Source organism: Streptomyces sp. NPDC045778 (assembly GCF_056431945.1).
In genome coordinates, this window is record NZ_JBWKJZ010000009.1 from 219,155 (window position 1) to 241,595 (window position 22,441).

Here is a 22,441-nt window from a genome sequence, read left to right on the forward strand (position 1 = left end):
ACTCGTGGGCCGGTCCCCGCATGTTCCCGTACGCCGGCCAGGGCGGTGGCGGTGGCGAGGGAACTCGTGCCCGATGACAATCGTTGCATCGGCACACACCCAGCACGAGGAGCCACCCTTTGTCCGCCAGACCGACGGACCCCCCGGGGCACAGTCCCGGACCATCCCGCCCCCCGTCGGCCGGCGCGTCCGCACCGGCTGACCCGGCCCCTCGCGGCACCCGGCGGGATGGTGCTCGATGAGTGCCGCGCTCGGTCTGCTCGCCGTCCTCGTCCTGACGGCGGGCACCGGGTATTTCGTCGCCCAGGAATTCGCGTACGTCTCCGCGGACCGGCTCGCGCTCGCCCGTGAGGCCGAAGCGGGCGACCGCCGCGCAGCCCGCGCCCTGAAGGTGCTCGAGCGGCTCTCCTTCATGCTGTCGGGCGCGCAACTCGGCATCACCGTGACCGGCCTGGTGGTCGGCTTCCTCGCCGAGCCGTCGGTGTCCGCGCTGCTCAGGCCGCTCCTGACCGGCATCGGCATCCCCGAAGGCGCCGTCACCGGCGTCTCGGTCGCCCTGGCCTTCGTTCTCGCCACGGTCGTGCAGATGGTCCTCGGCGAACTCGCGCCGAAGAACCTCGCCCTCGCCGTCCCCGAGCGCCTCGCCAAGTCCCTCGCCGCCTCCACGCTCGCCTATCTGAAGGTCGTCGGCCCCGTGGTGCGGATCTTCGACGGAGCCGCGAACCGGCTGCTGCGCCGCGTGGGCATCGAGCCCGTCGAGGAGCTGCACCACGGCGCCACGCTCGAAGAGCTGGGCCACCTCATCGGCGAGTCCCACGAGCGGGGCGAGCTGCCCGAGGACACCGCCGCGCTCCTCGACCGCGCCCTGGAGTTCTCCGAGCGCACCCTCGGCGAGGTCCTGGTGCCGCGCGTCGACGCCGTCTTCGTCCGCAAAGACGCCGGCACGGCCGAAGCCGTCCGGCTCATCGCCCGGCACGGCCACTCCAACTACCCGGTGCTCGGCGACCACCCCGACGACGTCACCGGCGTCCTGGGCGTGCGCGAGCTGACACGGGCCTCCGCCGACCACCTTCCGGACGCGACCGCCGCCGCCCTCGCCCGCCCCGCCCTGCTGCTCCCGGAAACCCTCGAACTGCCCGACGCCGTACGGCAGATGCGCGAGCGCGACGACGAGTTCGCCGTCGTCCTCGACGAGCACGGCGGCGTGGCGGGCATCGTCACGTACGAGGACATCGCCGAGGAACTCGTCGGTGACATCGCCGACGAGAGCGACCAGGTGGTGCGGGTGGCGGTCCGCGACGGCCACGGCTGGCTCGTGGACGCGGGCCGGCGGCTCGACGAGGTCGCCGAGGCCACCGGCATCCACCTGCCCGAGGAGGACGACTACGACACCGTGGCCGGCCTCGTCGTCGACCGGCTCGGACGCTTCCCCGCCATCGGCGACCGCCTCACCGTGGCACTGCCGGACGGCGCCCGCGTGGCCGTCGACGTCCGCGCCCTGGACCGGCACGTCCCCGAGCGCGTCCGCCTGGAGCTGCGGCCCGCCCCCGACGCGGGGACCGATGAGCGGACGCGCCCCGAGGAGACCCGCTCATGAGCTTCCCCATGGCGCTGTTCGTCACCGTCCTGCTGCTGATCGGCAGCGGCTTCTTCGTCGCCGCCGAGTTCGCGCTCGTCGCCGCCCGCCGCCACCGCGTGGAGAAGGCCGCCGCCGAGGGCCGGCGCGGGGCGCAGGCCGTGCTCGCCGGCATGCGCGAGCTGTCCCTGATGCTGGCGGGCGCGCAGCTCGGTATCACCGTGTGCACCCTGGGCCTCGGCTCCGTGTCCAAACCGGCCATCTCCCATGAACTCGACCCGCTGCTGCACCGCGTCGGCCTGCCCAGCGGCGTCAGCTACGGCGTCTCCTTCGCCCTCGCGATGGTCGTCGTGGTGTTCCTGCACATGGTGATCGGCGAGATGGCGCCCAAGTCCTGGGCGATCGCCCACCCCGAGCGCTCCGCGATGCTGCTCACCCCGGCCTTCCGTACGACGGTGAAGGCCGTACGCCCGCTCCTGTGGGTCCTGAACAAGGTGAGCAACGCCCTGGTGCGGCTGTGCCGGGTCGAGCCGCGCGACGAGCTGACCTCCGTGCACAACCGCGAGCAGCTCACCCACCTCGTCGCCGAGTCCCAGCGCCTCGGCCTGATCAGCCGCGACGACTCCGAGCTGATCACCCGCTCCCTCACCGAGCCCCTGACCCCGGTGGGCGACCTCCAGACCCCGGCCGCCGCCATCACCTCCGTCGACGGCACGGCGACACCGGATGACGTGCTGCGCGTCGCGGCGGAACACGACCGCACCCGTCTGCTCGTGCGCGACGGCGCCCGGGCGCTCGGCTCCGTGCACGCGCGCGACGCCCTGGTCGCCCGGGCCCGGGGGCGCGGCACCAGCGCGCGGGAGCTGGCCCGTCCACTGCCGGAGCTGTCGGCGGACACCCCGCTCGCCCATGCGATCGAACAGCTCCGCCAGCGGCGTGCCTCACTCGCCGTGGTCTGCGACGACTCCGGCCGCCTGACCGGCCTCGTCACCCTCGACGACCTGCTGGCCCGCTACTTGCAGCCGAAGCCGGCCTGACGGCGCCCCTCTCGCGATGGCCGCCCCCTACGCGCCCCTGAGACGACCCGGATCCTTCCCTGAGAAGTGTCAGCGGCCTTTGACACCCGTCGGGCCCGCTGCCAGCGTTGCTGACAGGGGCCGACAGGGGTGAAGGCCCGCTCGGCGCGCACGACTGCCGTCTCGGCGGCGGAAGGGCGGGTCGCCTCGTGAAGGAGGACGTGACGTGGACGGACGACAGGTGACGCTCGCCGAGGCGGAGTGGGTCGGGGGCGTGGGCGCCGCCGGGTTCTTCCTCCTGGCGATCGTGATCGTCTGGCAGCTCGCCGTCACCTGGCGGGCACGGTCGCTCGCGGCCCGCGAGGAGGAATACAAGCAACTGACGCACCGGTACGCGCAGTTGCTGGAGGACAATGTGGAGTTGCACAAGCGCTCGCTCGACGAACTCCAGGAGACCCGCGAGGAGCTGGCCAGGACCCGCCACTCGGTCGGCTCGATGGAGAAGATGATGCGCGAGATCGAGTAGCGCCCCAAGGCGCGACCCGGCTCCTCGTAAGGGGGACAGCTCCCGGGATTCCGCCGCCCGCGTGTGGGCAGGTGTGCCACGATACCGAGGCTCAGTAGCCCAAGGGGAGCCTGGGAGGGATGGTTCGTGCGTGCCAACCCGCTGAGCGCGTGGCTCGCCCTCGGCCACGGCGCTCCCGCGCAGGACGGCGAGGCGGTCCGGGTGACGGCCCTCGCGCCCGCGACCCCGCACGCGCCCTCCACCGTCACCCTGCACCTCGAGCGGGGCCTCCTCGTCGGCCAGGTCGACTTCCGCCTCTGCCACGCCTGCCGCACCGGCCGCATCCAGCAGATCTGGATCAACGAGGGGTGGCAACGCCAGGGACTTGGACGGCAGGCCCTGCACACCGCCCTCACGCAAGGGCCCGGCTACCGCTGGCACACCACGATGCAGTCCCGGCAGGGACGCGCCTTCTTCCGCGCCATGGCCGCGGAGACGGGCGTGCCCCTCACCTCCCGGACCCCGCCGTGCCCGCACCTCATGGGCCGCTGCGCCCGCCTGTGGCGCCAGATGCGCCGACCATGGCGGCGGACCTGACATTCCGCGGCCCCCCGGCGATCGGTGCTCCGGCAGCGCCACCGCCGACCAGGCCCTGCGATCAGTCCGTCGGCTCCACGGGCTCGGGGTGCTCCGGATGCACGGTGGAGGAGTCCTCCTCACCTCGACGCCGAGCCCCGGACTCATCCGGACTCGGCGCGTCCTCGCTGTCCTCCTGCTCCTGCTCGTCCCCCGGCGCCGACAGCTCGTCCCCGCCTCCGGCCTGCTGGTCGGGAAGGTCCCTCGGCACGGGGTGCGGGCTCTCCCCTGGCGTTTCGTCCCTGCGATCGGTCACGACGTACTCCTTCTTCGACTCGGCACCTTTGTACGCCCTGGCGGACGTCTGCACGGGGTACCGCGCCCCGGACCACCGAAACTCAGGCGCTGAAACGGTCCGGCGCAGCCACCAGGGCTCGGTGTGCCGGCCGAGCCAGCCGTGGCCGGCGGCGAGGACAAGGGTGACCTGGAGGCTGGGTGCGGCACCTCCTCGAGCACCGGGCGTCGTACGGAAGTCACTCCTTCCATGACGCCCACGCCTCCCACGGCTACGGCCACGGCGCGCCGCAGCCCTCCCCCGGTCGCGCGCCCCTCACAAGGGCGTGGCCGCATGCAGGATCAGCACCATCGTCACCGTCGAGTTCGCCGATGACATGGCCGAGGCCACCGTCCCCACCGCCGCCGTCCACGCGGCGAGCCCCACGGAGGTGAAGACCGAGGGCCAGCTGCGGGCGGCGGGCGCCGGGCGCAGCAGGGCGGCGACCCGGCGCGGGACCGGCCCCGGGGCGGCCAGCCCGGCGAGGGTCGGGGCCGGGGCGCCCCTGGAGACCAGCGCGGCCTTGCCGATCGCGAGCGCCACGGCCCTGCGGTCGCCGACCGCTTGGGCGGCCTCCTCGTCGGCCCACCGCTCGGTGGTGTAGGACACGGCTGTCCGCAGCGGGCGCAGGAAGGGGTTCGCGCGGGCCGCCAGCTGTACGGCGAGCAGATGCCGGTGGTGCCGGGCGGCGAGGTGGGCCCGTTCGTGGGCGAACAGGGCCCGGCGCTGGGGCGCCTGGAGGCAGGACAGCAGCCCCTGCGACACCACGATCCGGTCGCGGGCCCTCCCGCCGGGCAGCGCGTACGCGTACGGAACGCCGTCGTCCAGGACCACGACGGTCGTGTCCGGGGCGCCGGTCAGTGCCCGGTGGGCCCGCCGTCGCACCCGGCGGTGCCGCCACAGCGTGCGTCCGCACCCCGTGGCCACCACGAGGAGAACGGGGATGGCCACCTTGCCGACGACCTCCTCACCCGGGACGGCCTCGCGCACCTCGGGATCCGACCAGCCGTCGGGCAGCGGGTTGCCGGGCAGCTGTGCCGTGCCCACCACCATCAGCAGGCCCAGGCTGACCGTGCTGCACGTCGCCATCACCACGGCCACGCCGGTGAGCAGGCGCGTGGCGAGGCGCGGGTGCAGCCGCTGCTCGGCGAGGCGCGCCACCGGCCAGGCCGTCAGGGGCAGCACCAGCGGCAGAAAAATGAAGAGCCCCATCAGGCGTCAGTCTTCCCGCCCCGTCTCGGCCTCGCGCAGCAGGTCCCGCAACACCCGTTCGTCCTCGGCCGACAGGGTCGTGACGAAGCTGGCGAGGACCGCTTCGCGGTCCTGCTCCCCGTCGAGCACCTTGCGCATCTTGTGCGCGGCGAGCCCGGCCTCGTCCGCGGCCGGGGTCCACACGAACGAGCGGCCCGCGCGCTCCCTGGTCACCGCACCCTTGGCGAGCAGCCGGGTGAGGATCGTGATCACGGTCGTGTACGCGAGGTCGCCGCCGAGGCGGTCCTTGACCCAGGCGGCGCTCACCGCCTCGCCGGCCTCGCGCAGCGAGGTCAGGACGAGCAGTTCCAGTTCGCCCTGCCCGCGCCGCCGGTGTCGCGACGCGGGTTGACCACGTCCGCCGTCCGCCATGCTCAGCTCCCTTCGGCCCCGGGACCCGTACCCGTACGTGTACGCGCAACTCCCCGCGGCGGGCCACATCGTACTGATCCGTCGACGCGCCGAGGACCGGTCCCGGGCCGCGCGGCGGCTAGGGGCTGTCCTCCTCCAAGAAGCCGACGACCTGGGGCCACAGGTCCGTCCAGGCCTCGTCGGCGTAGTGGTTGTCGTGGCCCATGCCCTCGACGGTGACGAGGCGGGCGGGCAGACCGAGGCCGCGCGCCGCGTCCGCCACGGCGCGTGCCTGGGTCAGGGGCACGACCTTGTCGGCGTCCCCGTGGACGAGGAGCAGCGGGGCGGTGACCGCGTCGAGCACGCGCAGTGGCTGCCGGCGCGGGTCGGCGAAGCGGGCCCGGATCTCGGCGGGGCCGATGCCCGGGCGCCCCGGCAGCAGCGTGCCACGGGCCGCATGCTCGGCGGCGAAAGGGGCCGGGTCGTACAGGCCCACCAGGAGGGCCGCGCGGTGCCACAGGGACGGTTCGCGGGCGAGGGCCAGGAGGGCCGCGTACGCGCCGCGGCTGGTGCCCACGAGGCTCAGGCGCGTGGCGTCGATCTCGGGGAGCGCCGCGAGGTACCGGGCCGCCGCCACGACGTCGTCGATGTCGGCCCCGCCCATGTCGGCGCGGGCGGCGAAGTCCTGTCCGTGTCCGGGAGCGCCGCGCTGGTCGACCGTGAGCACGGCGAACCCGGCCGCGGTCAACGGCGCGTGTTCGCCGGTCTGCGCGTACGAACCGTCGTCGGCCAGGGCCCCGCCCGGCCCCGACGTGCACACCACAACGGCGGGGTGCGGCCCGGGCCCCTGGGGCAGGCTGAGGTGGCCGTACACGGTGAGCCCGTCGGACGAGGCGAACTCGCGCACCGCGATCGTGTCGAGGGTGCGGAGACCGTCGGCCGGGCACCGGTCAAGTTCGTCCGCGAGCAGGCCGACCAGGCCGGTCAGGGTCAGGTTGCGCTGCAACCGCACGGCCGGGACCGATACGCCGAGCGTGTTCTGGAGCAGGACGCGCAGTTCGACCCCCGACAGGGAGTCGATGTCCACGGCCTGGTCACCGGCCAGCTGGGTGTCGGTCAGGCCGGTCACCTGGCGCAGCAGGGGCGCGACGACGTCGGGGAGAAGGCGGAGGCGTTCCTCGGGGGCGGCTTCGCGCAGGCGGCGCAGGACGGACGTCTCCGCGGGGCCGTCCAGGGTGGCGGACGGTACGACCGCCTCGTAGCGCGGCAGGCTCGCGAGGCGGGAGTTGGCCCGTGCCCAGCGGCGCCAGTCGAGGTCGGCCACCGACGCCTCCACGGGCCGGGTGTGCAGCAGTGTCTCCAGCTCGGCCAGGAGGCGGTCGGGTGCCATGCCGACGTGGCCGTTGCGGCGCAGGACGTCGCCGACGGCGCCGCCCTGCCGGACCGTCACCCCGACGCCGTCGATCAGTCCCCAGCCCACGCTGGTGGCGGGCAGTCCCAGCGCGCGGCGGTGGCGGGCCAGGGCGTTGAGGAACTCGTTGGCCGTCGTGTACGCGCCCGCGGCGGCGGCGCCGAGCTGCGCCGCGAGCGAGGAGAAGAGCACGAAGAAGTCGAGGTCGTCCCGCCGGCTCTCCTGGTGCAGGTGCCAGGCCCCGTCGGCCTTCGGGGCGGTCGCCGCGATCAGACGCCGGGGGTCGGTGTCCGACAGCGGTGCGTCGTCGAAGTCGGCCGCGGCGTGGACGATGCCGCGCAGCGGCGGCAGTTCGCGGCGCACCCGTGCGAACAGGTCACGGACCAGGTCGTGGTCCGCGACGTCGGCCCGTTCGACGCGTACCTTGACGCCGCGGGCGGTCAGCTCGCCGATCACCCGCTCGGCCTCGGCCGTGGTGCCCGCGCTGCGGCCGACGAGCACCAGGTGGTCGGCGCCGCGTGCGGCGAGCCACCGCGCCACGACGAGGCCGAGGCCGCCGAGCCCGCCGGTGATCAGGTAGGTGCCGTCCGGCCTGACGGGGGGCCGCGGCAGCGAGGACGCCGGTACCGTCACGGGCTCGCGGGCGACCTTGACCACGACCTTCCCGATGTGCTCGCGGCGCGTCACGGCCCGGAACGCGGCGTCCACCTCGCGGGCCGGCACCTCGGCCACGGGCAGCGGTGTGAACGTACCCCCTTCGCACAGCTCGACGGCGTCGAGCATGCAGCGGCGGACGAGTGCGGGGTCGAGCCGCATCATCTGGTCGTAGTCGAACGCGTGGAACGACAGCGCGCGGTGGAAGGGCGCCAGGCCGAGTCTGTGGTCCGCGGCGACGTCGGTCTTGCCCAGCTCGACGAACCGGCCGAAGGGGCGGAGCAGGCGCAGGCTCTTGCGGAGCATGTCGCCCGGCAGCGAGTTCAGGACGACGTCGACCCCCGCGCCGTCGCTCCAGCGCAGCACGTCGTCGGCGAAGGCCGTGGTCCGGGAGTCGGCCACCTGCCGCACCCCCTCGCGGAGCAGGAACTCCCGCCGCTCCTCGGTGCCGGCCGTGGCGTACACCTCGGCGCCCAGGGACATCGCGATGCGCACGGCGGCGAGGCCGACCCCGCCCGCCGCCGAGTGGACGAGGACGCGCTCGCCGCGGCTCAGGCGCGCGAGGCGCACCAGGGACTGCTGCGCGGTCACCACGGGCAGCAGCGAAGCGGCCTGGGCGAGGGACAGCGTCGCCGGCCGCTTCACCACGCGGGTCTGGTCGAGCGTCACGTGGGAGCGGAACACGTCGCCGCTGTGTGCGAACACCTCGTCCCCGGGGAGCAGGGCCGACACGGCGGCGCCGACGCGGACCACCGTGCCGGAGCACTCCAGGCCAAGCCTGTGCTGCGAGTGACTGTGCTCGCGTGCCTCGGGCGTCAGCAGCCCGGTCGCCTTGAGCACGTCCTTGAAGTTGAGTCCGACGTACGCGACCTCGACCTCGACCTCGGTCGGTCCTGGCGCTCTGCGCGCCGCCGCCGTGAAGACGAGGTCACTCAACCCCGAGGAGCCGGTGCGCAGGCGTACCGGCGTCCGGTCGGTGCGGGTGTCCGCGTGGTGCAGGGGTGACCGGTCGGCGGCGTGCTCCAGGCGGCGGGCGTACCGCAGGTCGCCGCGCAGGGCCACGTCGTCGAGGCCGTCGTGGCACAGCTCGCGGGTCAGCGCCGCCGCCGTGTCCTCCGCTCGTGGGTCCACGTCGATCACTCGGCAGCGCAGTTCGGGCCGTTCGGCGTTGACGACCCTGCCGAAGCCCCACAGGGCCGCCGCGAACGGGTTGGTCGTGGCGTCGTCGTCCGCCACGCTCTGCGCGCCGGAGGTCACGAGGAAGAGCGGGACGGTCTGGTCGGACAGGGCCTGTACCAGGCGCAGGGGTGCGGCGACGCAGGCGCAGGCCGCGGCTCCGGCCGGCCCCGGCTCGTCGACGTAGACCACGCCGCGGCACGCCTGGTCTCCCGGCGCTCCGGACGTCAGGCGCGCGGGCCAGTCGGCCCACGGCGCGTCCTGCTCCGGCACGGTGTGGCGCGCCACGGTGCCGCCCTCGGACTCGATGCGGGCGGTGAGGGCGGCCGCCGTCGCGGAGGAGCCGACGACGACCCAGGTGCCGGTGGCGTCGCCGGCTCGCTCTGCCAGGGGCTGGGGCCGCCAGGCGTGCTCGTAGTACAGGCGGGCGGAAGGCGTCGGTTCGTCGGCGCGGACCTCGGTCGTGCGCTGGGCCCGCAGGCCGATGACCTCCGCCACGACCTGGTCCTCGTCGGTGAACAGGGTGAGATCGCATTCGAGGCGCCCGGCCACCGTGCTGCGCCGGTCCCGCGCGTGCAGCCACAGGCGCTTTCCGGGGGAGCGGAAGAAGCGCAACTCCTCGATGCGGGCCGGGACATAGGTCGCCGTCGGCCCGTCGCCCGCGTGGAACAGGGCGCCCGCGATCACTGCCTGGAGCGCGGCGTCGAGGTGTGCGGGGTGCAGGCGATAGCCCTCGGTGTCGACCGTGTCGACGCGCAGCTCGGCGAAGACCTCTGCGGTGTCGGCGCGGTACCACAGCTGGTCGACGGTCCGGAACGCCGGACCATAGGTGAGGCCGCTGCCCTCCAGGAGTGCGTACACCTGCTCGTGGCCGGCTCGCGGCAGCGAGCGCGCCAGCTCCGCGAGCCCGGCGGCGGGGGCCGGGCCCGGCCTGGAGGAGCCGGGAGCCGAGTGGTGGAGCTGCGCGTGCAGCGTCCAGGTGCCCTGGTCCCGGCTGTGGAGCGTGACGAGCCCGTGGGCGGGGTCGTGGCAGGACCGCAGTGTCGTGACCGTACGCTCCGGCAGGGTCAGCGGGCGGTGGAAGACGATGTCCTCCAGATAGCACGGTACGTCGTCGGGGAACAGGGCCAAGGCCGCCTCGACGTATCCGGAGCCGGGGAACACGGCGGTCTGCCCGATCCGGTGGTCCGGGAGGTAGGGGAACTCGGCGACCGACAGCTGTACGTCGCGCGTCGGCGTGGCCGCCGCCACCGCCCGGCCGGAGAGCCGGGGCCCTGGGGCACCGATGCGTGCCTCGCGGGAGGCCTGGGACTCGATCCAGTGGTGCGTGCGCTGCCAGGGGTAGCGGGGCAGGTCGACGTGGACGCGTGCGCCCGGGTGGACCCGCTGCCAGTCGGGGTCCGCGCCGCCCGCGTACAAGGCGCCGAGGGTGTCGAGGAGTTGCCGCCGCTGGGGTGCGTCCCGGCGCTGGGAGGCGAGGTGGCGGGTGCTGCCGCCGCGTGCGGCCAAGGCTTCGTCGATGGCCGGGGCCAGGACCGGGTGTGGTCCGATCTCGACGACCGCGCCCGGTCCGCGGGTGAGGAGTCCGCGCAGGGCGTCGGAGAAGAGGACCGGCCGCCGGACGTTGCGCCACCAGTAGTCGGCGTCGAGTTCGTCGCCCTCGACCCGCTCGCCGGTCACGCTGGAGAACAGCGCGGCCCGCGCCGTGCGCGGCCGGATGCCGCGCAGCGCCGTCACGAGGGGTTCCCTGATCTCGTCCATCTGGTGGCTGTGGTAGGCGACTTCGACGCGCAGGGGCGTCACGGTGGCGCCGGCCTCGCGCAGGGCGCCTGTCACGGCGGCCATGGCGCCCGGGTCGCCGGCCAGGGTCGTGGCGTGCGCGCTGTTGACCGCGGCCACGCTCACGCCGTCCACCAGGAAGGGGCGTACGTCGTCCGCGGGCAGGTCGACGGCGGCCATGACGCCTCGTCCGGCGAGGCGCGCCTGGAGGTCGGCCCGGTGAAAGGCGATCGTGGTGGCGTCCCGCAGCGTGTACACGCCCGCCGCGTACGCCGCCGCGACCTCGCCGACGCTGTGGCCGACGAGCACCGCAGGCTCGATGCCCCAGTCGCGCAGCACGGCCGTGATCCCCGTCTGCACCGCGAAGTTGGCGAGCTGGGCGTAGCGGGTGCGCGTGAGGCGGGACGTGCTCTGCGGCCGGGCCAGCTCGTCACCGACGGACACGCCGAAGCGCGCCAGTTCCTCGTCGCACGCGGCGACGGCCTCGCGGAAGCGCGGCTCCTCGCTCAGCAGCTCGCGTCCCATCCCCCACCACTGGGGGCCCATGCCGGTGTAGACGAACGCCACGTCGCCGCCGCTCGGGCGGCGCGGGGACACCTGGAGGCTCCGTAGTGCGTCGACGGCTCCCCGCGAGTCGTCGGCGACGACGTACGCCCGCAAAGGGTGGTGCTCGCGCTGCCGTGCGGCCGCCGCGCATATCCGGCGCAGAGTGGGGGCGTCCGCCCCCTCCAGCAGCGTGGCGTAGGCGTCGGCGGAGGCGCGCAGGGCCTCCGGCGCACGGGCCGAGAGCGGGAGCAACTGGGGCCCTGCGGGGGCGAGTTCACGGGGGGCGCCAGGCGCGGGCCGCGTCCGGTTCTCGTTCCGGTCGGCGGGTGCCTGCTCCAGTACGGCGTGCGCGTTCGTGCCGCCGAACCCGAAGGAGTTGACCGCGGCCCGGCGCGGCCCTCTCCCCTCGGGGAAGCGCACCGTCCTCGTGGGCACCCGCAGCGGCATCGTGTCGAACGGAATGGCGGGGTTGGGCCGCTCGAAGTGCAGGTTCGGCGGAATGAGGCCGCGTTGGAGGCACAGGCTCGCCTTGATCACGCCGGCGATCCCGGCCGCCGCTTCGGTGTGGCCTATGTTCGATTTCACCGAGCCGATCCAGTGCGTCATCGGTGAGTTCCCGAGGACGGCGCCTATGGACGTGGCCTCGATGGGGTCGCCGACGGCGGTGCCGGTGCCGTGCGCTTCGAAGTAGCCCACCGAGGCGGGCTCGACGCCCCCGGCGCGGCAGGCCCGCAGGATCACCTCCTGCTGGGCTTGCCCGCTGGGCACCGTGATCCCGGGGGTGCGGCCGTCCTGGTTGACGGCCGTACCGCGCACCACGGCGTGCACGTGGTCGCCGTCCCGCCGGGCGGCCGACAGCCGCTTCAGCAGCAGGACTCCGGCGCCCTCACCCCGCGCGTATCCGTTGGCACGGTGGTCGAAGGACTTGCAGCGGGCGTCCGGGGAGAGGAACTGGCCCTTCGACATGAGCAGCGTGGTCACGGGGCTGACCATGACGTTGACGCCACCGGCCACGGCCAGGTCGCACTCCCCGCGCGTCAGCGCGGCGCAGGCGTGGTGGAGTGCCACCAGGGACGAGGAGCAGGCGGTGTCCATGGTCAGGGACGGGCCGCGCCAGTCGAAGACGTGGGAGAGCCGGGCCGCGAGCATCGTCATGCTCACCCCGGTGGGCGTGGCCGCGCTCACCAGGTGCCGGTTGGTGTCCGCCAGTTGCAGGGTCGCGGCGTCGAAGGTGAAGCCCCCGACATAGCAGCCGACGCCGGTGCCCGCGGTGGCGCCGGGTGGCAGGCCCGCGTCCTCGAAGGCCTCCCACGCGACTTCGAGCAGGAGGCGCTGCTGCGGGTCAAGGGCCGCCGCCTCCCGGGGCGTCATGCCGAAGAACGCGGCGTCGAACCGGTCGACGGGTGTGCGCAGGAAGCCGCCCTGCCGCACCACCGTACGGCCGGGGACCCCGGGGTCCGCGGCGAAGTGGGCGTCCGCGTCCCAGCGGTCCTGGGGGATGTCACCGATGGCGTCCGTCCCCGCGGCGATCACGTCCCAGAAGCTCCGCGGGTCCTCGATGCCGCCGGGGAAGCGGCATCCCATCCCGATGATCGCCACGGGCTCGGACCGTGGGGCACGGCCCGCGTCGCCGCGCGCCTTCGGCTCGCTCGCGTCGGCCGTTCCTGAGGCAGAAGTAGGCATGGGGTGTTTCTCCTCAATGGATCAGACAAGCATGCTTTCGGTGACGAGCGGCGCCGTCTCCGGCACCGATCGGTACCGCCTGCGACGGCCGCACCCGCGCGGGGCGGGTGGTGCGCGCGTCGCGGGCCGGGGCGGCCGGCGGTGGGCACGGGCCTGCTGGACCCGTCGCGGCGAGCGGACTGCCGAGCGGCTCGACAGGGAGTTCCAGGAGTACGGTCAGCGCGTCGCCGGCTCCTCCCCCGCCGGTCCGGCCGGGTGGCGGGCCGGGCCGGCCGCGGCCGGGCGGTCGAAGAGGGCGGCCGTCGCCGGCGGGGCGCCGGTCGTCCCGGGCAGGGCGGGGCGTACCGGGTCCGGCGGCGCCGCAGCCAGGCCGCCGCGAGCCCGGCCGGGCGCGTCACCGGCACCGGCCGCCGCGGGCAGCGGCCGATCGGGCAGGGACCGGTCCGGCAGGGATCGACCCGGCAGGAGCCGAGCGGCGTGGTGGTGTTCCGCCCGGGGCGGTGTGGCGAGCCGGCGGCGCGACACCGCTGCCTCGTGCGCGCTGCCATCGGCGGCGAGCGGTGCGCGCAGGCACCCGCGCGCGAGGCGGCCGGTCGGCGCCGGGACACCGGGGGCCGGCTCCTGCCCCCAGCCCTCATGGCCCACCCCGCCAGGGTGGGCTCCTCCACTCCCCGACATGGCCCCCTGCCCCCGTGCGACGGGCCCTTCGAGCAGCCGCTGCCCCCGGGCCACCCCGCCCACCCGCCCGACGCTGCCGTCACCCTGGCCGTCGTCGAAGGCGGCGGGTGCGTCTGCGGCAGCCGTGGCAGCCCGGCCTGAAGTGGCCGGCGGGGTGTCGTCGTACGCCCGCCGCGCCGCGCTCTCCGGACCGGTCAGGTAGCCATGGGCCGTTGTCGCCATATGTTCCGTTCCATCCTCGATTTCCGTGATCGTGCCCGGTCAGAGCCGGGGTTCGGCCGGGCGCCCGCTCCTCCGGGCACACAGCAGACTGCCGTCCAAAGGCAGGCCGCGCACAGAGACCAGCGCGAATCCGGCCGCGGCGAGCAGCTGTTCGTACTCCTCGGCGGTCCGCTCACGACCCCCCACGTTGCACATCATGTGCAGGTCCCAGGAGACGGCGAGGGACGCGGATCCGTCGGTCGGCAGCAGCCGCTCCACGATCAGCAGGGCGGCGCCGTCCTCCATGCTCGCCGCGCAGCCGCGCAGGATCACCAGCGCGCGCTCGTCGTCCCAGTCGTGCAGGACGCGGGAGAGCACGTAGACGTCCCCGCCCTCGGGCACCGCTTCGGTGAAGTCGCCCGCGACGAACGCGCATCGCTTCGCCCACTCCGTACCGGCCCACTGCTTCCGCGCGGCCTCCACCACGTGCGGCCGCTCGAACAGCACACCGCGCAGATGTGGCACGCGTGCGAGGATCCGGCCGAGCAGATGCCCGTTGCCTCCGGCGACATCCACCAGCACACGGGCCGCCCGGAAGTCGACGAGCCCGGGGATCGGCTCGAACATGGCCGCGCTGGCCGCCATCGCGGAGTCGAAAAGGCGGGCGAGACGGGGATGCTCGGTGAGGTGGTCGAAGTGCGACTTCCCGAAGAGCGTCGCGAAGGCCTCCTGCCCGTTCCGCACGGAGTGGGCCAGGGCTCCGAAGGAGTCGTAGAAGGGCCCGCCGTAGAGCAGGGCCAGCGGACGCAGCGACGGGGTGGCGTCCTGCCGCAGGAGGCCGCCCAACTCCGTCGCCACGTACGCCTCCCCGGCCGGGGTCACCAGGCCCACGGCCGCGAGGTAGCGCAGCAGACGGGCCAGGCCGCCGGGGTCGGCGCCGACGCGCGCCGCCACCTCCGCGACCGTCGGGGCACCGGGCTCCGCCGGGCCCGCGGACGTCCGCCCGCCGGTCCTGGCGGGCAGTTCGTCGATCAGCCCCAGCTCGGCGGCCACGGCGATCGCCTGGGTGGTCCAGGCACCGGTCATCAGCTCAAGGAGGCGCTTCGCCGGATCGGGCGCCGTCGCCCCCTGATGTGCGGTCAGCGCCGGGCGGTGGTGCCCATGGGCGCGCAGTTCCAGACGGCGGGGGCCGGGCGGGGGCGCCTCCTCGCGGCCGAGCGGGCGTGGCCCTCCGGCGTCGCGGAAGTACAGCACTGTGCGGTCCTCGTGGCCGTCGTAGCCTCCGCCGTCCGGCACGAGGCCGCCCCGTCCGCCGAGGAGCGCGCACAGGCCGGACAGGACCACCGCGTCGGGTGCCCCCACGTCGAGGGCGACGTGGGACTCGTTGCGCTCGGCCCGTTCCCTGGTGGCGATCTCGTGCAGAGGTGCGCCCGGCGGCAGCTCCAGGGCGAAGACTTCGAGCGTACGGACGTCGTGGCCCGGCCCCGGGAGGCGGGCGCGCAGGATCACGATGTCCAAGGAGGCGTCGGGCACGCCGTACCGCCGGCTGAGCCGTGCCCGCACGAGGGCGCCGGGCACCGCCTCCCCGACGCGGAGCCCCTCGGCGCGGAGCCCTGCGGTCAGCGCGTCGAGCGAGGGCGGGAACACCAGTGCCGCCACGTGGGCCAGGGCGCAGTGCGCTGCCATCTGGGCCCGCTCCCGGCCTGTGAGCGCGGGAGCCAGCTCGGCCAGCACGCCGTCGGTGTCCAGGCCGCGCACCCATGCCAGGGAGTCGCGGATCAGCCCGAGATCCGCCGGGTCCAGACCCGTCGGGCCGGGGCCGGTCGGTTCGGGGTCGTTCGGTTCAGGTCGGGCCGTCGGAATTCGCTGAGCCGTCAAGGTCAGCTCCTCTCGGTGCACACCGCTGGGGAGACAGCGGCACGCGGTACCACGCCCCCTCCACCCCGCCCCGGCACTTTGTTCCGGCCAGTCTTCGTCTCGTTCTGGTCAGCCTCGGACGCACCGGCACGGGGAGAGCCGATGACGCCCCACCGGCGCGCGGGAAACGCCGTTCCAGGGTTCGTCGTCGGGACGTCCATCCGTCGCTCCGGCTCCCCCACGCACTGGCACTGCGGTCAGGTCCTGGCCAAGAACGAGACCGTGAACAACTCCGACGCGGGTCCCCCCTGGGCGGGGCGGCGTACGCCTCGGCCGCCCGCTCAGGGGCTCAGCCGGACCGGCAGCTCCTTGTGGCCGTTGGAGATGAAGGACGCCAGGGGCCGCAGGTCCGCGGCGGGCACGGCGAGTTCGACGGCGGGGAAGCGGTCGAAGAGCGCGCGCAGGGCCGTGGCGACCTCAAGGCGTGCGAGCGGGGCGCCCAGGCAGAAGTGGGCTCCGTGGCCGAAGGCCAGGTGGTCCTTGACGGCCCGGGTGACGTCGAAGGCGTCGGCGCTCGGGCCGTGCCAGTCGGGGTGGCGGTTGGCCGCCGCGTACGAGGCCAGGATCGCCTCGCCCGCCGCGATGGTGCCGCCGCCGGGCAGGGGGATGTCGGTGAGGGCGTAGCGCAGGGGCAGATGGGCGACCGCCGGTTCGTGCCGCAGGGTCTCCTCGACGACGTCGTTCCAGTCGGCGCGGCCCGCGCGGATGTGGTCGAGCTGCTCGGGCCGGGTCAGGAGCGCGGTGACGGCCTGGTCGATGACGTTGACGGTGGTCTCGTACCCAGCGCTGATCATCAGCACCAGGGTGCCGCGCAGTTCGTTGTCGGACAGGCGGCTGCCGTCGCCCTCCTCGTCGCGGACGTCGATGAGCAGGGAGGTCATGTCGTCGCCGGGGTCGGCCCGCTTGGCGGCGATCAGCTCGTCCACCGTCTCGTACAGGCGGGCGGTGTTGGCGGTGGCCTCCTCGGTGGTGAGGGTGGTGTCGAAGACGCCGTCGACCAGGGCGCGGAAGGCGGGGCGCCGGGCTTCGGGGACGCCCATGAGGTGGCCGATGACGGCGATCGGCAGCGGGTAGGCGAGGTGTTCGCGCAGGTCGACGACCGTCCCGGGCGCTTCGGCCCGGGCGGCGATGCCGTCGACGAGGCCGGTGACGACGTCCTCGACCGCCGGGGCGAGGGCGGCGATGCGGCGGGCGCTGAAGGCCGGGGCGACCATGCGCCGCAGCCGCCGGTGATCGGCTCCGTAGGCGGTGAACATGTTCTCCACCGCGATCCACAGCGCCAGCGGCCAGGTCGCCACGGTCCTCTCGTACGCGGGCCAGTGCGAGCGGGCGTTCTTGGACACGTCGGGGCTGGTGAGCAGGGTCTTGAGCAGGCCGGGGTCGGTGACGGCCCACGCCGTCACGCCGAGCACGTCCACGCGGGCGGCGGGTCCGTGCGCGCGCAGGAGCCGGTCCTCGGCGTGGCGCTGGTTCCCGGTGGGGTCGAGCACGATCGGCTGGGCGGTCATACCGGTCTCCTTCAGCGGCGGGAACGAAGCGCGGGGCGCCGGGCTGTGCCGCTCCGGCCGGTGCTCGCGCTCCCCCGGCCGGGAGGGCCGAGGGAGCATACCCTCACCGGCGCGGGCTTGACGACCGGTCAGTCCCTGCGGCCGAGCGGGCGGGTGGCGGTTCCGCGCCGGGGCCGCGGCTCGGGGCGGGACGGTCAACCCCTGGCAACCCGCGGCCGAGGGCTGGGGAGCCGTAGCGGGCGTGCGGGAGGGCCGCACCGGTCGCGGGCGGCGCCTAGTCCGTCTCGGCCGGCCAGTTCTGCCGCCAGAGCCCGCGCCCCACGATGTGCTGGATCTCCTGGACGAACTCCTTGCGGGCCTGCTCCGACACATGTCCGCGCGCGACCAGCCAGGTGAACCGCCCCTGGCTCTCCACCGGGATCACGACCCTGCCGCCCGGCAGCTGGTCCACGAACTCCATGTCGAACTCCGCCAACGGCTCACTCGACTCGCCCGGCTCACCGGCCCGCTGCGCGCCCTCGTCTGCCATTCCAGCCCCTCACAGCCACACTCGTCACCGCCGCACGGCCGCGACCGTGAGCGGTTGGTATCCGACTGCGCCCCCCAGGCGGCGGATCACCGACTGTGCCACACCGGGCCTCCGGCGGGCCAGAGCGAATCGCCGCGCGTGAGCGCCCCGCACTACCCCGGCGCACCCTCACTCCGCGCGCGCCGACGGGCGAACGTCTCGGCGATGTCCGCCAGTTGCCGTCGCTCGGCGTCCGTCATCTCCTCGATGTGCGCGGCGAGCACCCGCGTCGTGCGGTCCTCGCTCCACACGTACGACGTCATGCCGAGGAACTGCGCCGCCGCGGCCTCCTGGAGCACGCGCAGCGGCAGTTCGAGACCCACCGCCAGGGCGCGCAGCAGGGCCGGGGGCGGGGCGTCGACCGGCCGCCCCTTCTCCACCTTGGAGATCCATCCGAACCGGGCTCGCTCGCCCGCCTCCGGGTCCACGGCCCGGGCCTCCAACTCCCGGAGGCTGATGCCCAGCTCGGCCCGCCGCTCGCGCACGAGGTCGTTGAAGTCCATCCGCTCCTGCTCGCCCATGAGGCTCATCCTGCCTGCTCGTCGGCCTGCCCATGCCTGTGTCGTGGAGCGCGGGTCCGCCACCCCCGCGCCAGGGGGCGAATCCGGAAAGCCCTGTGTGCCTGCGTAGACATCCTGTATACGAGAAGAGCACAGCCGAGGGGCAGTCAACGCCGACGAAAGAAGCGCCGATGCCGTGGGCTCAATTCGATGCGCGGTTCCCATGGAACTGGAGAGTGCGGTTCCTGTCCGACGGAGCCTTCCGTCTCTACGTCTCCGCGGTCTGCTGGTCGGCGGAGAACCTCGCCGACGGCGTCATCACTCCGGGCGAGCTGAGACAGGTGGTCGACACCCGGGCACCGCGCCGCCAGGCCGAGGAACTCGTCGCGGCCAAGCTCTTCGAGGAACTCCCCGGCGTCGGCTGGCGCATCCACGGCTACCACGACTAGGGCCTGTCCGACGGGCCGGCGCGGCGCGGTCCGGACGGGTCCCGCCGCCCCGCTGACGCCCTGATCGCCTAGACTCGACGCCAATGGCCAAGTATTTCGACGTGCACCCGGACAACCCGCAACGACGCAGCATCACCAGCGTGGTCGACGGCGTCCGCTCCGGTGCCCTCATCGCATACCCGACGGACTCCTGCTACGCCCTTGGCTGCCAGCTGGGAAGCCGTGACGGCATCGCGCGGATCCGGGCGATCCGCGATCTCGACGACCGGCACCACTTCACCCTCGTCTGTCAGAGCTTCGCGCAGCTGGGGCAGTTCGTACGCCTCGACAACGACGTGTTCCGCGCCATCAAGGCGGCCACGCCGGGCAGCTACACCTTCATCCTGCCCGCCACCAAGGAGGTGCCGCGCCAGCTGCTGCACCCCAAGAAGAAGACCGTCGGGGTCCGCATCCCCGACCACTCCGTCACCCAGGCCCTCCTGGCCGAGCTGGGCGAGCCGCTGCTGTCCAGCACCCTGCTCCTGCCGGACGAGGAGGAGCCGCTCACGCAGGGCTGGGAGATCAAGGAGCGCCTCGACCACCAGGTCGACGTGGTCGTCGACTCGGGCGACTGCGGTACGGAACCGACGACGGTCATCGACTTCTCCGACGGCCAGGTGACGATCGTGCGCCGCGGGGCGGGCGACGTCTCGCGCTTCGAGTAGTACGCGCCCCGCCGTCCCCCGGCACGGCGGGGCGCGGCCCCCACGGCACGGCAGGGCCTGGCGGATCCGGACCATGAACGGCTGGTTGTCACCTGTTCACGGGCGGGTACATGCCAATACCGTGTGCGGCCTTCGTGTTCTCGGGGGGTCTCGTGAACGGTCTCCGTACGGTCGTTGTCTGCCTGGTGCTCGCGTGTGCCGCGGTGGTGTCGCCGACCGCGGCCGCGGCACCGTCCCCGGCCGCCGCCCCCGGCTGGTCGGCGCTGCCGGTCCCGGCGGCGGACGCGCCGGTGACGGTGAAGGATCTCGCCGCCCGCGGCCCGCACGACGTGTGGGCGACGGGGTACGAGCAGGCCCCCGAAGGGCTGCGGCCGATGCTCTACCGGTGGGACGGCACCGCGTGGAGCCGGGACACCAGCTTCCCCGGCGCCGGTGAGTCGGGCTGGCTCGGCAAGGTGCAGTTCGTCGGCGACGAGGTGTGGATCTTCCACAACCGCGCCGGGGCCGGGGAGATCCTGCGCCGGTCGGCGGCAGGGTGGAGTACCGTGCCGCTGCCGCAGACCCTGTGGACCTACCAGGACTTCACCGCGGTGCCGGGCGGCGCGTGGGTGGTCGGTGAGGACTCCACCGGCCTGAAGGTGCTGCACTACGACGGCTCCGGCTGGACCACGCAGTCCACCCCGGACGACGTGCTGTTCCTGATGGGCGTCACCGCGCGCACGTCCACGGACGTCTGGGCCTGGGCGAGCAGGCGCACCGGGGAGCGGACCGTCCTGCGCTGGGACGGCACGGCCTGGCGGGAGGCGGGGGTGCCGCTGCCGCCGGACAGCAACGTGCACACGATCCTGCTCGAACCCCGCGGCCGGGTCACGATCGGCGGCAGCCGGCGCGCCGACGGCGCGGCCCGCACCTATCTGACCACCTACGACGGACACGCCTGGCGCACCACCTACCCGCCGCTGGGCGACACCTACACCGAGGAGATGGTGCGCGGCCCGGACGGGGCGCTGTGGCTGCCGGTGCGCAGCGACCGCGCGTTCCAGTCGAAGTACGCGCGCCTCGACGGCTCCCGCGCCACCTACTCCTACGGCCCGAAGCGCACGAACGCGATCGAGGTCAGACCCCAGGCGCTGACCAGAGCGGGGACCTCCTTGCTGTCCCTCGGGAGCGTCGAGATCTACGGCTCGAAACCGAACCTGATGAGCGAGCGGCTGGGAGGCTGACCATGGCACGCAGACTGCTCGTGGCGGGCCTCGCCGTCGCCATGGCCCTCGTCACCGCCCTGACACCGGCCACGGCGGACACCGCGTCCTGGCAACACGTTCCGGTCCCGGCGGAGGTGCGCCCGCAGGCCGGCCTCAACCAGGCCGTGGCGTTCGGCCCTGACCGGGCGTGGGCCGTGGGCGAGGACGCCGTCGGCCGCCAGGCGCCGGGCTTCCCGCTGCTGCTGCGCTGGGACGGGACGGCGTGGCAGCGCCAGAGCCTGCCCGGCATCCGCTGGCAGGGAGAGCTGCTGTCCATCGCCGCGACCGCGCCGACCTCGGCCTGGGCGGTCGGCCGCGACGCGGCGGGCGGCTCCCACCTGCTTCGCTTCAACGGCACCGCCTGGCGCGAGAGCAAGCCACCCCGTGGCGTCGTACTGAACGAGGTCGTCGCCGGCGGCGGTGAGACGTGGCTGATCGGTTCACGCGACGGCGCGCAGGCCTTGCTGCGCCGCGACGGGCGCGCCTGGCAGGACCTGCCGGTGCCGCCGGGAACCGTGTACGGCCTGCACGTCAAGGCGGCCGACGACGTCTGGGCCGCGGGCTCCGCGGGCTCCAGCGCGGCGGTGTCGCACTGGAACGGGAAGGAATGGCAGCAGACGATCGTGGACGGGTTCCCGCGGTCGGCCGTGGGCAGCATCCTGGCGGTCTCGCCGACGGAGGTGTGGGCGGGCGGCACGGCCGGGTTCGTCGGCGGCCCGCCGGGCAAGCCGATACCGCCCCTGCTCGTCCGCTTCGACGGGCAGACGTGGCAGCGGGTCGCCATGCCCACCACCTTCGGCGGGATCACCTCCCTCGCGCCCACCGCCTCCGGCGAGCTGGGCTGGGTGGCCGTGGTGCGCTCCCTGAAGTGGGGGCCGCCGGGCAGCAGTCCCCCGCTCGTGCCAGGGCCTGACTTCCTCGCCTGGAACGGCCAGTCGTTCACCGGGTACGACGAACCGGCGGTGGCCGGGGAGAGCGACTCCTCGATGCTGCGTCTCGCACCGGTGCCGGGCACGACGACGGTGTGGTCGGTCGGCCGCGCGGGCGGCCCAGAGGGCACCTTCGCGCCCCGCGTCCAGCGGTTCGGCTGAGAACACGCCCCGGCCGCTCCGGGGCCGCACGCCTCACCGGACATGCGGCGGGCCGCCGAGGGGGGTGTTCGGCGGCCCGCTGAGGCAAGGGTGACGGGGGGAGGTCAGCCGTTGCCCGCGCCGTTGCCGGACAGGGCCGAGATGTCGTCCAGGATGTGCGACAGCGGCTCGTCGCCCTTGGCCTGGGTCGCGTTCTCGGCGCACTGCTGGTTCTGCGGCGCCGACAGGATCGGGATGTCCTGGACCGCGACCGGGACCAGGATGCCGACGATCGCCCCGGCGTTGACCTTGACGGGCAGGCCGATGCAGGGCTTGTTGAGGGAGCCCTGGGCGATCGATCCCTGGAGGCTCATCTTCCCGTGCGTGGAGGAGTTGCCGAACGCCTCCGACGCGCCGTTGCCGCTCGCCGAGGTGGTGCCGCGGTCGTCGCCGATGGCGCTCGCGACGGGCGCCACCGCGCCGACCATGCCTACCGCGGAAGCCGTGACCGCGGTCGCCGCCATAACCTTCTTCAGCACAAGGGTTTCCCTTCTCATAAGCCGTGGCTCAGCCCCTGTCCAGGAGCACCATGGGTAACTGCCGTGGTGGACAGGGGTTGCTCGACTTCGCTCGGACGGCTCAGCACGTCGGTGGCGGCTCGGCTCGCGGGTGATCGCCGGGCGTGTTCTGATCCACGCCGGGCAGGAGCCTCAAGTGCCGCCGCACCGGCGGCACTTGCTGAGA

Annotated in this window: 18 protein-coding genes and 1 pseudogene; 9 read left to right on the forward strand and 10 right to left on the reverse strand. The window is 74.1% G+C overall.

Annotated features, from left to right (window positions below; all coding sequences use genetic code 11):
• Nucleotides 1-238 precede the first annotated feature (238 nt).
• The 4 genes from AC07GB_RS14720 to AC07GB_RS14735 all read left to right on the forward strand — a co-directional run bounded on the left by AC07GB_RS14720 (nucleotide 239) and on the right by AC07GB_RS14735 (nucleotide 3,694).
• Nucleotides 239-1,597: a hemolysin family protein gene (locus AC07GB_RS14720; RefSeq protein WP_478845224.1), complete on the forward strand. Its 1,359-nt coding sequence runs from the start codon at nucleotides 239-241 to the stop codon at nucleotides 1,595-1,597.
• A complete protein-coding gene (locus AC07GB_RS14725; RefSeq protein WP_478845226.1) occupies nucleotides 1,594-2,613 on the forward strand; it encodes a hemolysin family protein in 1,020 nt (339 codons plus the stop codon). The genes AC07GB_RS14720 and AC07GB_RS14725 overlap by 4 nt, the downstream gene beginning before the upstream one ends.
• Nucleotides 2,614-2,818: 205 nt before the next feature.
• Nucleotides 2,819-3,118, forward strand: a complete 300-nt coding sequence (locus AC07GB_RS14730) for a hypothetical protein (RefSeq protein WP_478845228.1) — start codon at nucleotides 2,819-2,821, stop codon at nucleotides 3,116-3,118.
• Between the two features lie 126 nt (nucleotides 3,119-3,244).
• Nucleotides 3,245-3,694 (forward strand): GNAT family N-acetyltransferase, encoded by a 450-nt coding sequence (locus tag AC07GB_RS14735; RefSeq protein WP_478845230.1) that lies wholly within the window; start codon nucleotides 3,245-3,247, stop codon nucleotides 3,692-3,694.
• Nucleotides 3,695-3,755: 61 nt separating this feature from the next.
• On the opposite strand, the gene AC07GB_RS14740 is transcribed toward AC07GB_RS14735, so the two are convergent.
• The 6 genes from AC07GB_RS14740 to AC07GB_RS14765 all read right to left on the reverse strand — a co-directional run bounded on the left by AC07GB_RS14740 (nucleotide 3,756) and on the right by AC07GB_RS14765 (nucleotide 15,615).
• Nucleotides 3,756-3,989, reverse strand: a complete 234-nt coding sequence (locus AC07GB_RS14740; RefSeq protein WP_478845232.1) for a hypothetical protein — start codon at nucleotides 3,987-3,989, stop codon at nucleotides 3,756-3,758.
• Between the two features lie 294 nt (nucleotides 3,990-4,283).
• Entirely contained in the window at nucleotides 4,284-5,219 is a 936-nt protein-coding gene (locus AC07GB_RS14745; protein ID WP_478845234.1) for a M56 family metallopeptidase, read from the reverse strand.
• Between the two features lie 6 nt (nucleotides 5,220-5,225).
• Nucleotides 5,226-5,630 carry a BlaI/MecI/CopY family transcriptional regulator gene (locus AC07GB_RS14750; RefSeq protein ID WP_478845236.1) on the reverse strand — a complete coding sequence of 135 codons (405 nt, stop codon included), beginning with the start codon at nucleotides 5,628-5,630 and terminating at the stop codon, nucleotides 5,226-5,228.
• A gap of 118 nt (nucleotides 5,631-5,748) precedes the next feature.
• Nucleotides 5,749-12,858 (reverse strand): SDR family NAD(P)-dependent oxidoreductase, encoded by a 7,110-nt coding sequence (locus AC07GB_RS14755; RefSeq protein WP_478845238.1) that lies wholly within the window; start codon nucleotides 12,856-12,858, stop codon nucleotides 5,749-5,751.
• A 216-nt stretch (nucleotides 12,859-13,074) separates the two neighbouring features.
• Nucleotides 13,075-13,758, reverse strand: coding sequence for a hypothetical protein (locus tag AC07GB_RS14760; protein WP_478845240.1), 684 nt, complete (start codon nucleotides 13,756-13,758; stop codon nucleotides 13,075-13,077).
• Nucleotides 13,759-13,797: 39 nt separating this feature from the next.
• Nucleotides 13,798-15,615 (reverse strand): methyltransferase, encoded by a 1,818-nt coding sequence (locus AC07GB_RS14765; RefSeq protein ID WP_478845242.1) that lies wholly within the window; start codon nucleotides 15,613-15,615, stop codon nucleotides 13,798-13,800.
• Nucleotides 15,616-15,702: 87 nt separating this feature from the next.
• Between AC07GB_RS14765 and AC07GB_RS14770 the strand changes: the two are divergent.
• Nucleotides 15,703-15,888 (forward strand): annotated as a pseudogene (locus AC07GB_RS14770) (hypothetical protein); the annotation flags it as partial.
• 47 nt (nucleotides 15,889-15,935) lie between these two features.
• Here AC07GB_RS14770 and AC07GB_RS14775 read toward each other — a convergent pair.
• From AC07GB_RS14775 to AC07GB_RS14785, 3 genes are all read right to left on the reverse strand, one after another.
• The gene (locus tag AC07GB_RS14775) at nucleotides 15,936-17,162 is read right to left on the reverse strand and encodes a cytochrome P450 family protein (RefSeq protein ID WP_478845244.1); all 1,227 of its coding nucleotides are present in this window, start codon (nucleotides 17,160-17,162) and stop codon (nucleotides 15,936-15,938) included.
• A gap of 274 nt (nucleotides 17,163-17,436) precedes the next feature.
• Nucleotides 17,437-17,691: a hypothetical protein gene (locus tag AC07GB_RS14780; protein WP_478845246.1), complete on the reverse strand. Its 255-nt coding sequence runs from the start codon at nucleotides 17,689-17,691 to the stop codon at nucleotides 17,437-17,439.
• A 152-nt stretch (nucleotides 17,692-17,843) separates the two neighbouring features.
• Nucleotides 17,844-18,251, reverse strand: a complete 408-nt coding sequence (locus tag AC07GB_RS14785) for an XRE family transcriptional regulator (protein WP_478845248.1) — start codon at nucleotides 18,249-18,251, stop codon at nucleotides 17,844-17,846.
• Between the two features lie 215 nt (nucleotides 18,252-18,466).
• Here AC07GB_RS14785 and AC07GB_RS14790 point away from each other — a divergent pair, with 215 nt between their 5' ends.
• From AC07GB_RS14790 to AC07GB_RS14805, 4 genes are all read left to right on the forward strand, one after another.
• A complete protein-coding gene (locus tag AC07GB_RS14790; protein WP_478845250.1) occupies nucleotides 18,467-18,679 on the forward strand; it encodes a hypothetical protein in 213 nt (70 codons plus the stop codon).
• A gap of 83 nt (nucleotides 18,680-18,762) precedes the next feature.
• Entirely contained in the window at nucleotides 18,763-19,383 is a 621-nt protein-coding gene (locus AC07GB_RS14795; RefSeq protein WP_478845252.1) for an L-threonylcarbamoyladenylate synthase, read from the forward strand.
• Nucleotides 19,384-19,535: 152 nt separating this feature from the next.
• Complete coding sequence (locus AC07GB_RS14800) at nucleotides 19,536-20,606, forward strand: hypothetical protein (RefSeq protein ID WP_478845254.1); 1,071 nt, start codon at nucleotides 19,536-19,538, stop codon at nucleotides 20,604-20,606.
• A gap of 2 nt (nucleotides 20,607-20,608) precedes the next feature.
• Nucleotides 20,609-21,718, forward strand: a complete 1,110-nt coding sequence (locus AC07GB_RS14805) for a beta propeller repeat protein (RefSeq protein ID WP_478845256.1) — start codon at nucleotides 20,609-20,611, stop codon at nucleotides 21,716-21,718.
• A 104-nt stretch (nucleotides 21,719-21,822) separates the two neighbouring features.
• Here AC07GB_RS14805 and AC07GB_RS14810 read toward each other — a convergent pair whose 3' ends face one another.
• Nucleotides 21,823-22,236, reverse strand: coding sequence for a rodlin (locus tag AC07GB_RS14810; RefSeq protein ID WP_478845258.1), 414 nt, complete (start codon nucleotides 22,234-22,236; stop codon nucleotides 21,823-21,825).
• Nucleotides 22,237-22,441 lie beyond the last annotated feature (205 nt).